The sequence below is a fragment of the Nocardioides jensenii JCM 1364 = NBRC 14755 genome (genome assembly GCF_001552535.1).
GTDB lineage: Bacteria > Actinomycetota > Actinomycetes > Propionibacteriales > Nocardioidaceae > Nocardioides > Nocardioides jensenii.
The window spans coordinates 1-10,789 of sequence record NZ_BCRJ01000144.1 but is presented as its reverse complement, the minus strand read 5'-3'; the positions used below and the strand labels follow the sequence as shown (position 1 = coordinate 10,789).

Below are 10,789 nucleotides of genomic sequence, written 5' to 3'. Positions count from 1 at the left end.
TCGCACAGATGCTGAATCCTGTCGGCCCGGCGAGTGGGCGGTCGTGCGGGCAAGGACCTCAGGGATCGGTGAACGAGATCGGCTTGCCGGTGGCGCGGGCATACGCGATCTCCCTGCTGGTGGACTCGCCGACGTACCCGCCGGGGTTGACGACCAGAACCCGGTCAGCCAGGTCGATCTTGCGCAGGTGAAGGGCGTCCAGCGCGGTCTTCTGCTCGGTGGTGATCAACTCGTCAGCTTCGCCTGGTGCGACGACGATGACACCTGCGAAGGTCAGATCCCGGTTCGCCGCACGCATCTCGTCCACGAACCGGGTCGAGCCGCAGAGGCAGACAATCTCAGGTCGGTCGGGCACGGATCAGTCCTTCGGTTGAATGGGAACCGTCAATGTTCAAGGTGCCATCGCAAGCGGGGAGGCTCCGCCCGGCCCGGGAACGGCGCTGGGTGAGGGCGGAGTCCAGGCCGCATCCGGCTCGCCGGCCTCTTCGGCAACACGGCCTAGGACTGGCGACTGACGTAGAGCCAGTAGGTCTCGGCGCGCTGGCCCAGCCGCACGTCGTACGACGTGGGTGCGCAGTTGCCGAAGACGGCGCCCATGGCCACCTCCAGCTCCGGGGCGACGCCACCCGCCAGATCGCAACGACCTGGCGGGTGGCCCGCTTCGCGGCCTCGAGGAACGGCGGCAGGTAGAGCGCGGCGTTCTGCTCGTGCACGAGGTAGCCGGGCCCGTTGTCGACGTCGAGGAGAACCAGGTCGTAGGACGCCTCCCCGGCCTCGGCGAGTGCGGCCGCGACGTCGGCCACCATCACCTCGAGCCGCGCATCGGCCAGCAGACCGGGGCCGTGGGCGATGGTTCCGTCACGCATCCAGTCGACCAGTGCCTGCTCGAGCTCGACGACAGTGCACGTGGTGACGCGCTGGTCGGCGAGCACTTCGGCCACGGTGAATCCCAGACCGAGCCCGCCCACCAGGACGTCGTCCGGGGCGTCGACCAGGGCGAGCGCGGCGGTGGCGAGCGCGCGTTCGCTGCTGGTCTCCAGGGTGTCCATCACGAACACCCCGTTGACCCGCAGCTCGGTCACCGGTGCCGTGTTCTCCTCGCGGCGTTCACGCAGCACCACCTCGCCGCGCTCGGTCTCGACCCGAGCGATCTCCACGATCTCCATGTCGCGCAGGGTATGACGTCGCCGTGTCCCGTGGGCGGTCAGGCCGACCCGAGCGCCGACCACCAGTCGTCGCCGGGCAGGTCAGCGTCGTCATCGACGACGAAGCGTTGTCCGGGTTTCGGAGCCGCCACCGCCACCTCGACGGCCTCGCGCATCAGCCACTGGATGGGAGCGGCCCACGGGTGGAAGGCGAGGTCGAAGGTGGCCCAGTGGATCGGCAGCAGGACGTGGCCGCGCAGGGCACGGTGGGCGCGCAACGCCTCCACGGGATCCATGTGCACGTCGCGCCAACGCCGGTCGTAGGCGCCGATCGGCAGCACCGTCAGGTCGAAGGGGCCGTACGACGATCCGATCGCCTCGAACGCATCTGTCCAGCCGGTGTCACCGCCGAAGAACACCCGGGTCTCACCGGCGGCGATCACCCACGACGACCACAGCGTCGGGTTGGGCGCGAAGAGCCGCCCGGAGAAGTGCTGGGCCTCGGTGCAGGTGAGGACGAGGTCGCCGATGGTGTGTGACCGGCCCCAGTCGAGCTCGACGATGCGCGCCTCCGGCACACCCCAGTGACGCAGGTGGCTGCCGATGCCGAGCGGCACCACGAAGACCACCTCCTGGTGCCGGGTCAGCCACTCGATCGTGGACGTGTCGAGGTGATCGTAGTGATCGTGCGAGATCAGGACCGCGCTCAGTCGGGGGAGCTCACGCAGCGCCAACGGCACCGGGTGGTGTCGGCGGGGACCCACGCGTGAGGCGGGGGAGACCCGGTCGCTCCACACCGGGTCGGCCAGCACCCAATGGCCGCCGACCTCGACCAGCACGGTGGCATGGCCGAGCCAGGTCGCGGCGCAGTCGGAGGCTGTCTCCGGAAGATCGGGTCTCGCCAGGGGAATCGCTCCGGAGGGCTTGCCGATGCGGCCCTTGCGCGCGAAGTCGCGGGCGATCGAGGCCCGGCTGACCTCGTCGACCATGCGCGCCGGCGCTCGGTTGTGGAACGAGCCGTCGCGATACTGCGGGGAGTCCGCGAAGGCGTTCTCGGGCGGGCGGGTGCCCAGGCTGCGCACGAGGGGGAGTCGCTGGAGTGTCACGTTCCTGATTCTCGCTCACCCGCCCAACTGGTGGCCGACGCACTCGCGCGGTTTGTCCGGCGCGGACACGGGTAGCAGGGTGCAGGGCACTGTCGATGAGCAAGGAGTCTTTCGTGGGAATCTTCAAGCGCAGGAACAAGTCTGAGCAGGCCGCGTCGAATGATCTGGGAGGGACGCCGGCGAGCGTTCGGCTCTCTCCCAACGACGAGTTCCGGGACGGCCAACCCGATGGCACGCCGCGATGGAGCGAGACGGAGGCCGCAGTGGCCCTGCCTGCTCGTCCTGAGCCGGCGAGCATGCCGCTGCTCTCGGACGAAGCCGCCGCGATCGTCCTCGACAACGTCGGCATCACCCTCGACTACACGCCCGAGAGCCTGGCGGACGTGGATGCGGTGTTGAGCAACTTCTCGGCCGAGGGCAGCGACGTGTGGGCCGCACCGACCTTCATGCTCGGTGCCTACGTGGGTGAGGTGATGGTGCGGACAATGCCGGGCGCGTCCTGGGGCAACCATGAGGTCTTCGGGGAGCTCCCCGTTGTCCTGACGGAGTCAGGACGGGTCGAGAACCCGATCATGAAGGCGTTCAAGCGGGTCGAGGACGGCGAGGCCGACAGCGTGGAGTTCTTCTACCAAGGAGCGGCGCGGCAGCCCTGAGCCCCATCGTCGGGCCCCGTCCAGAACCGGCCGGCAGGGTCAGTCGAAGAGCTCGCTGAGCCAGCTCTCCTTCTTCTTCTTGCGATAGGGCTGCTGGCCGTACCCCTGCTGGCCCGACGAGCGGTCCCGGTCATAGGAGCGGTCGCGGTCGTCGTACCGCTGTTGCTGGGGAGCAGCCGGGGCCGGGGGAGCCTGCGTCATCGAGCGCTCGATGATCTTGTCGAGCTCGCCGCGGTCGAGCCACACGCCGCGACAGGTCGGGCAGTAGTCGATCTCGATGCCGCTGCGTTCGCTCATCACGAGGGTGGCGCCGTCGGTGGGGCACTGCATGGGGTGTCCTTTCGTTGCCTGCCCAGCCAACGTACGGCGGTCTCCGAGGGTTCCCCTCACCGGCGACCGGTCAGGCCTTGGCCCGGTCCTCGGGACGCCGGTTGCGCTTCTGGGCGAGCACGATCACGGCCAGGACCGTCGTGACCGTCGGGATGACCTTGAGGAACAAGGTGAGCAACGACCAGGCGGAGCACTCAGTCTTCCTTCGAGCGCACCCTGATGCCGGAGAGCGGGATGTTCACCGCACCCGAGGGGTCGGTGAAGAAGTCGTTGCCCTTGTCGTCGACCACGATGAAGGCCGGGAAGTCCTCGACCTCGATCTTCCAGATCGCCTCCATGCCGAGCTCTTCGTATTCGAGCACGGACACGTCCTTGATGCAGTCCTGCGCGAGGCGCGCGGCCGGGCCTCCGATCGAGCCGAGGTAGAAGCCGCCGTGGGTGTGGCACGCCTCGGTGACCTGCTTGCTGCGGTTGCCCTTGGCCAGCATCACCATCGAGCCGCCCGCAGCCTGGAACTGGTCGACGTAGGAGTCCATCCGCCCTGCCGTGGTCGGGCCGAACGAGCCCGACGGCATGCCCTCAGGCGTCTTGGCCGGACCGGCGTAGTAGACCGGGTGGTCCTTGAGGTACTGCGGCATCTCCTCGCCGGCGTCGAGCAGCTCCTTGATCTTGGCGTGCGCGATGTCGCGGGCGACGACCAGCGGGCCGGTCAGCGAGAGCCGGGTCTTGACCGGGTGCTTGCTGAGCTCGGCGAGGATCTCGCTCATCGGCTGGGTGAGGTCGATCTTCACGACGTCGTCGGCAGCGGCGAGCTGCTCCTCGCTCGGCTCGGGCATGTATTTCGCCGGGTCGGTCTCGAGCTGCTCGAGGAAGACCCCCTCGGCGGTGATCTTGCCCAACGCCTGGCGGTCGGCCGAGCACGAGACCGCGATCGCGACCGGGCAGCTGGCACCGTGGCGGGGGAGCCGGACCACGCGGACGTCGTGGCAGAAGTACTTGCCGCCGAACTGCGCGCCGATGCCGAAGGACTGGGTCAGCTTGAAGACCTCTTCCTCGAGGTCGAGGTCGCGGAAGCCGTGGGCGCTCATCGTGCCCTCGGTGGGCAGGTTGTCGAGGTAGTGCGCGCTGGCGTACTTCGCGGTCTTCAGCGCGAACTCCGCGCTGGTGCCTCCGATGACCACGGCCAGGTGGTACGGCGGGCACGCGGCGGTGCCGAGTGAGCGGATCTTCTCGTCGAGGAACTCCAGCATCCGCGTGGGGTTCAGGATCGCCTTGGTCTCCTGGAACAGGAACGACTTGTTCGCCGAGCCGCCGCCCTTGGCCATGAAGAGGAACTTGTACTCCGGCTCTCCGGAGGTCTGCGGCGTGGAGTAGAGCTCGATCTGGGCCGGCAGGTTGGTGCCGGTGTTCTTCTCCTCGTACGTCGTCAGCGGGGCCAGCTGGGAGTAGCGCAGGTTGAGCTTGGTGTACGCGTCGTACACGCCCTTGCTGATCGCCTCGCCGTCGTCGGCACCGGTCAGCACGCCCTCGGACTTCTTGCCCATCACGATCGCGGTGCCGGTGTCCTGACACATCGGCAGCACGCCGCCGGCGGAGATGTTGACGTTCTTGAGCAGGTCGGTGGCCACGAACCGGTCGTTGCCCGACGCCTCGGGATCGTCGATGATCTTGCGCAGCTGGGCCAGGTGGGCCGGGCGCAGGTAGTGGCTGATGTCGTGCATCGCCTCCGCGGTCAGCTTCTGGATCGCCTCGGGCTCGACCTGGAGGAACGTCTTTCCGTTGGCCTCGAACGTGGAGACCCCCTCGGTGGTGATCAACCGGTACGGCGTGTCGTCCTTGCCGGTCGGGAGCAGGTCGGAATAGCGGAATTCAGGTTCGGTGGCCACGGGCGTCAAGATTACTCCCGTGCTCTGCGCGGCTGGGCGCCGAGGGGCCACCACCGGCATCCTCGACCGTGCGTCAGAGCAGCGCTCCGGCGAGGTCAACGACGAGGGCGTCTGCGTCGGCCAGGTGACGCGCGGCGACAGGCTCGGGCGATGGGTAGGCGTCGTGGATCTCGCGCCACCGAGACGGCAGGGTCCGGACCTCCACGAGCAGGAAGCCGGGCTCGCCCAGCTCGTCCCGGGCCACGACGTAGGACCTGCTGACCTCGTCGTCACTGACCCGTGCGGGACGGCCGTCGAACTCCTCGTCGGCGTCACCCTTCGACGTCGCTCCGGTGAAGACCGCCACTGAGATCTCCAGAGCGTGGCTCGGCGTCCCGAAGGCGCACTGCGTGGCGTCCTCGGTGGGGTCCTTCGCGGCGACGAGGAGTGGGGTGCTGGGCGCGAGAGCGGTGGTGGGCGTGAGTGCCTCGCCGTAGTGCTCCTGGACCAGCGGCGTCGCGGCAGCGCAGAGCACGTCCGGGTCGGCCTCGGCCCGCATGATCAGGTCGCGACGGTTCGTCGGCACGTCGGCGTCCTCTGCGGGAGAGCACTGCAGGTCGGCCTGGTCGGCGATGTTGCTGCAGGCGCCCACAGCGGAGGTGTCTGCTTCGTCCCAGGCGTAGAGGAGGCCGACCGGGTCGCGATCGGGGGAGGTGACCTCGCGGGCTGCCGGGATCAGGGCCTTCGCGAGGGCCAGGCCCTTCTTGCACGACACGGTGGTGATGAACCCAGCGAGGTCGTGTCCCTCGCGGACCGTGACGTCAGCCTCGCCGATGGTCCACTTCAGGTAGCACCGCTCCTTGGTCTTCTGCACTCGCACGGTGGTCGCCCCGAACGTGTGCGTCGTCTGCCAGTCGCGGACGACGTCGTCCTCGTACTCCAGCTCGAAGTCGGCTCCGGTGGCCTCGTCCCCGCACTCGTCGAGCACGGTGTACTTGGTGGTCAACTGCTGACTGCCCGTCACACGGCCGGCGTGATCGAGGAGGCCGCAGGCGGAGATTCGATTGATCCCCGGGGGTCGGGTGGCCTTGGCAGGGGTCGACTGCAGGAACTCGGCGGCGCCCTCGGCGTACGTCGTGACGGTGGCGCATGAGGCCAGACCACTGAAGCTGATGGCGTGGTCGTGGCTGATCGGCAGATGAATGAGGCAGCGGCCGTCCTGGAGCCCGGTGCGGTAGGAGACCACGCCGGCCAGCTCCTCGCGGGCGTATCGGAAGCGCTCGAACTCGCTGAGCGGGGTGAACACGTCGGCCCTGACCGAGCTGTTGGTCATCCAGCAGGAGTGCGGGCTGTCGGCCCTGGGGAAGGCATCCCGGGAGACGCCTCCGGCCGGGTGAACCGCCCGCAACAGGGCACAGGGGTCGATCGCGCCGGCCCTCTCGGCGACCTCGTCGGCGTTGCGGTCAGGGTTCGTCTGCACCGTGCGCTCGGCCGGGGTCAGCGCCTCGAGCGGCTCCTCCTCGTCGTCGCCGGAGCATCCGCTCAGGAGCAGTGCCGCAAGGACGGTGACCAGGACGGCGATTCGACGACGGGGCATGACGCCCATGCTCTCCAGCGAGCAGGCCCGCGAAACTCGCGGCGATGCCGGAATCGGCTGCGGAGGTGGGTATTCTCCTGCCAAAATGCAGTGAAAGACTGCACAAACATCGGGGGAGAGTCGTGGGACGCAGGGCCTGGGGAGTTGCCGTGTCATGCGGCGTGCTGGCGCTCGTCGCGCTGGTGGTGCTCGGCGGCCTGACGGCGAAGGGACCCGCAGCGGCGCCCGGCGGTACGACGACGGCGCGACAGCCCGTCGATGACCGCCCGAACATCGTCCTGATCCTGATGGACGACTTCTCCATGGAGCTGTTGTCGACCATGCCCGAGGCGCAGCGGATGGTTCGCGAGGGTGCGTCGTACCGGAACTCCTACGTGGTCGACTCGCTGTGCTGCCCCTCCCGGGCCGCGCTGCTGACCGGCCAGGCGCCGCACCAGACCGGCGTGCTGACCAACACCCGCAACGGGCGGCGTCCCGTGGGTGGGTACCCGGCGTTCCTGGCCCACGACAACCCGCGCAAGCAGTTCAGCGTGGCCCTGCAGGCCAGCGGCTACACCACCGGGTTCATCGGCAAGTTCCTCAACGTGTACGACGTACGCCGGGTCGACGGCAAGATCCTCCCGCCGCCCAAGGTGGCGGGCTGGGACGACTGGCAGGCGATCCTCAGCGGCGGCTACAACGGCTGGGGCTTCCGGTCGACGTACCTCGGCGAGGACGGCACGGTGCGACTGCGTGACCACCCGAAGCCGCCGCGCAACGCCACACACGAGGATCGTGACCGCAGCTACGCCACCAACGTGACGGCCGACCTCGCCGTGCGATTCCTCGACGACCACCGCGACGACGCCTCGCCGTACTTCCTGGAGATCGCGACCTACGGCTCGCACGCACAGATCCGCAAGGCCTACCCGGGCAGCCCGGCATTCCCCTCCGCCTTCCAGGACCGGGCTCGCTACGGGGATCCGGAGGGCGGCAACTGCGGCCTGAAGCGGTGCGGCTCCCTCAGCCTGCGTGACCTCAAGGGCTACAACGACCCACGCGACGACAACGCGCCCACCTACCTGCGCCGTGGCGGGCGCACGGTGCCGGCACCCGCGTGGCGCACGAACCCGATCAAGCTCACCGACAAGTCGGCCCTGCGGCACTACCGGGATCGGGTCCAGATGGTGCAGTCGATCGACCGGCTGATCGCCCGTGTTCGACGCGAGGTGGGCCCGGACACCTTCGTCTTCCTCACCTCCGACAACGGGATCCACCTCGGTCAGCACCAGCTCAACGGCGGCAAGGGCACGCCCTACGACTCCGACGTGCGGGTGCCGCTGGCTGTCGTCGGCCCGGGTGTGGCGCCGGGCGGCCGGGCCCAGTTCGTCAGCAACATCGACCTGGCCCCGACCTTCGAGGAGCTGGCCGGTCTGAAGAGCCCGGGCTTCCGCTCCGGCACGTCGATCGCGTCCAGCCTCCGGGCACCTCGGGCACGCGGCGGGCGATACGTGTTCTTCGAGCACACCTGGTCGAAGTCGCGCCCCGGAGAGTTCGACCCGGACAAGCGGACCGGCGGTTCGACCGACATCGTGCCGTCGTACATCGCGGCGCGCAGTGCCCGGGGACTGCTGGTGCGCTTCGACCTCGACAGTTCGTGGCGCGGCACGGACTACGCGTGGGAGCTCTACCGCTACGACGTGCCGTGGGAGGACCGCAACGTCTTCGCCGAGGACCACGCCAAGCCATGGGTGCAGGACCTCAAGCGCCGGATCGAGCGCTTCGACGGCTGCCGCCCCGCGGTGTGCCGGGCACTGTCCCGCTGACGGCGTACGCCGAGTGCCCAGGTGATCGCCGGAGCCACCACCCGAGCACTCGACCGGCTGCTCAGACGCCGGCCGGCACCCGGTCGAGGTGGCGGACCAGGAAGTCCGAGGCGGTCGCCCGCTGGTCGTTGCCGCGGGCCACGGCCAGCGACATCCAGAAGACGCCGTGGGCCAGGCCGTCGAAGCGCACCACCTGTGAGTCGACACCGGCCTGGGCGATCTTCGCGGCGAGCAGCTCGGCCTCGTCGCGCAGGGTGTCGCACTCATTGGTGATCACCAGCGTCGGCGGGAGCCCAGACAGGTCGGCGGTGTCCAGTGCCAGCCGCGGGTCGCCCACGTCGTCGGGCGACCCGACGTACTGCTCGCCGAACCAGGCCAGGTCGTCGAGCCCGATGATGTGGTCGGTCGCGAACTCCTGACGTGAGGCAGTGTCGATGGTGGCGTTGACCAACGGGTAGACCAGCACTAGGCCCGACAGGTCGAGGCCGTCCTTCGCGGCCTGGATCGCGGCGGCTGCGGCGAGGGTGCCGCCGGCCGAGTCCCCGGCCAGGGCGATGCGGAAGGGGTCCCCGCCGTGCTCGGGGATGTGCTCCGCGGTCCACCGCAGGGCGGCGTACGCATCGTCGTGGGCGGCCGGGAACCGGTGCTCCGGAGCGCGGCGGTACGTCGCGGACACCACGATCGCCCCGGTGCGCAGTGCGAGGTCACGCGCCGGTTCGTCGGCCACGTCGAGGCTGCCTCCGACGAAGCCGCCACCGTGCAGGTAGACGAGCACCGGCTTCTCGTGACCGTCGGACTCGGGCGTGTAGATGCGCACCCGCTGGTCGGGGTGCTCGCCGTACGACGCCTCGACGATGCGTGCAACATCCTTCTTCGGGGCCTGCATCTCGACGAAGGACTCCACGACGGCTCGAGCACCCTCGACACCCACGGCGCGGAAGCCGGTGAACTGCTGCTCCTTGAGTGCCTGGACCACGAACATCACCGAGGGGTCCAGGGCCCGCGAGCAGCCGGCACCGTCCAGCTGCCGTGAGGTCTCGGCGAACCGGAACCCGCGGTAGCCGCTTGCCTGCACGTTGTCGCAGATCGCCCGGTAGCGCGGCGCCCCACCCAGGTAGACGAGGACACGACGTGGTTTGCCGGGGATGTTGGCGCCCATGTACCAGGACGAGGCGGACTTCGGCAGCAGCGTCATCTCGGAGATCGCGGTCGTCTCGGCGACCCACTGGTCCTGGGCCTGCTCGCTGACGTCGAACACCCGGTGGCCGTGCTCGGCCATGTGGCTGATCGTGTCGCCGATCAGGTCGACGTGGTCCTCGATCGCCAGCGGCATGTTGTAGAGCACCGACGGACTCTGTGGGCCGGTGACCATGAACAGGTTCGGGAAACCGTGCGCGGTGAGTCCGAGGTAGGTCTGCGGACCGTCGGCCCACTCGTCGGCCAGCCGTACGCCGTCACGCCCGGTGACGTTCATCGCCAGCAGGGGACCGGTGCACGCGTCGAAGCCGGTGGCGAGGACCAGCACGTCGAACTCGTGGACCGTGCCGTCCTCGAGGCGCACGCCCTCAGGGACCACGGCGGCGATCGGGTTCGTGGCGACGTCGACCAGCGACACGGTGTCGCGGTTGAACGCCTCGTAGTAGTCGGTCTCCAACGGGGGTCGCTTGGTGCCGTAGGGGTAGGTCGTGGGGGACAGCAGGTCGGCCGTGGCCGGGTCGGCGACCCGCTCGCGGATCCGCGAGCGGATGTAGTCGGCCGCGGTGTCGTTGGCGTCCTGGTCGAGCAGCACGTCCTCGAAGCTGTCGATGAACAGTCGGAATCCGCCCCGGTCCCAACGGTCGTCGAAGATCGCCCGGCGCTCCTCCGGGCTCACGGCGAGCGCGGACGGTCGGACGTCGGAGTAGGGCACGCCGAGGAAGTGGTTGCGTGATGCTGCGCGGAGCTCGGCGTACGCCGCCTTCTCGGCGGCCTCCTCGGCGGGGTCGGTGGCGTAGTTGCCGATCGGAGTGGCGAAGTTGGGCGTGCGCTGCAGCACGGTCAGGGAGTCGGCGACCTTCGCGATCTCGCTGATCGCCTGGATGCCGCTCGAGCCGGTGCCGATGACGCCGACGCGCTGGCCGGACAGGTCGACGTCCTCGCGCCAGTTGCCGGTCAGCAGCGTGCGGCCGCCGAACGTCTCGATGCCGGGGAAGTCCGGCGTCTTGGGCACCGAGAGAGTGCCGCCGCCGGAGACGAAGAATCGTGCGGTGTGCTCGACCCCGTCGTCGGTGGTGACCCGCCACAGGCTC

9 protein-coding genes are annotated in these 10,789 nt (G+C 69.2%); 2 read left to right on the top strand and 7 right to left on the bottom strand.

Going from position 1 to position 10,789, the window contains the following annotated elements; genetic code table 11:
- Positions 1–58 precede the first annotated feature (58 nt).
- From NJ4_RS23930 to NJ4_RS23920, 3 genes are read right to left on the bottom strand one after another with little or no spacing between them, the layout of a single operon-like run.
- Positions 59–355 carry a hypothetical protein gene (locus tag NJ4_RS23930; RefSeq protein ID WP_067441669.1) on the bottom strand — a complete coding sequence of 99 codons (297 nt, stop codon included), beginning with the start codon at positions 353–355 and terminating at the stop codon, positions 59–61.
- Positions 339–1,166 (bottom strand): spermine/spermidine synthase domain-containing protein, encoded by an 828-nt coding sequence (locus NJ4_RS23925; RefSeq protein ID WP_245644691.1) that lies wholly within the window; start codon positions 1,164–1,166, stop codon positions 339–341. Before NJ4_RS23925 ends, NJ4_RS23930 begins: the two co-directional genes overlap by 17 nt.
- A gap of 38 nt (positions 1,167–1,204) precedes the next feature.
- On the bottom strand, positions 1,205–2,251 hold the full coding sequence (locus tag NJ4_RS23920) for an MBL fold metallo-hydrolase (RefSeq protein ID WP_217996980.1): 1,047 nt from the start codon (positions 2,249–2,251) through the stop codon (positions 1,205–1,207).
- Positions 2,252–2,364: 113 nt separating this feature from the next.
- Between NJ4_RS23920 and NJ4_RS23915 the strand changes: the two genes are divergently transcribed.
- A complete protein-coding gene (locus tag NJ4_RS23915; protein ID WP_067441664.1) occupies positions 2,365–2,904 on the top strand; it encodes a DUF6278 family protein in 540 nt (179 codons plus the stop codon).
- A 39-nt stretch (positions 2,905–2,943) separates the two neighbouring features.
- Here NJ4_RS23915 and NJ4_RS23910 read toward each other — a convergent pair whose 3' ends face one another.
- The 3 genes from NJ4_RS23910 to NJ4_RS23900 form a co-directional block, all read right to left on the bottom strand.
- Complete coding sequence (locus tag NJ4_RS23910; RefSeq protein ID WP_067441661.1) at positions 2,944–3,234, bottom strand: TFIIB-type zinc ribbon-containing protein; 291 nt, start codon at positions 3,232–3,234, stop codon at positions 2,944–2,946.
- Positions 3,235–3,428: 194 nt separating this feature from the next.
- Complete coding sequence (locus tag NJ4_RS23905; RefSeq protein WP_245644690.1) at positions 3,429–5,120, bottom strand: fumarate hydratase; 1,692 nt, start codon at positions 5,118–5,120, stop codon at positions 3,429–3,431.
- Positions 5,121–5,193: 73 nt separating this feature from the next.
- The gene (locus tag NJ4_RS23900; protein ID WP_157551327.1) at positions 5,194–6,696 is read right to left on the bottom strand and encodes a hypothetical protein; all 1,503 of its coding nucleotides are present in this window, start codon (positions 6,694–6,696) and stop codon (positions 5,194–5,196) included.
- A gap of 122 nt (positions 6,697–6,818) precedes the next feature.
- Between NJ4_RS23900 and NJ4_RS23895 the strand changes: the two genes are divergently transcribed.
- Positions 6,819–8,501: a sulfatase-like hydrolase/transferase gene (locus tag NJ4_RS23895; RefSeq protein ID WP_169799327.1), complete on the top strand. Its 1,683-nt coding sequence runs from the start codon at positions 6,819–6,821 to the stop codon at positions 8,499–8,501.
- 61 nt (positions 8,502–8,562) lie between these two features.
- On the opposite strand, the gene NJ4_RS26145 is transcribed toward NJ4_RS23895, so the two are convergent.
- The coding region (locus tag NJ4_RS26145; protein WP_082749103.1) for a flavin-containing monooxygenase at positions 8,563–10,789 on the bottom strand (2,227 nt) is incomplete at its 5' end.

Bases quoted from the DNA above. Each gene is read 5' to 3' on its own strand.
- NJ4_RS23900 (WP_157551327.1), bottom strand. From the start codon at position 6,696: ATGCCCCGTCGTCGAATCGCCGTCCTGGTCACCGTCCTTGCGGCACTG.
- NJ4_RS23910 (WP_067441661.1), bottom strand. From the start codon at position 3,234: ATGCAGTGCCCCACCGACGGCGCCACCCTCGTGATGAGCGAACGCAGC.
- NJ4_RS23925 (WP_245644691.1), bottom strand. From the start codon at position 1,166: ATGGAGATCGTGGAGATCGCTCGGGTCGAGACCGAGCGCGGCGAGGTG.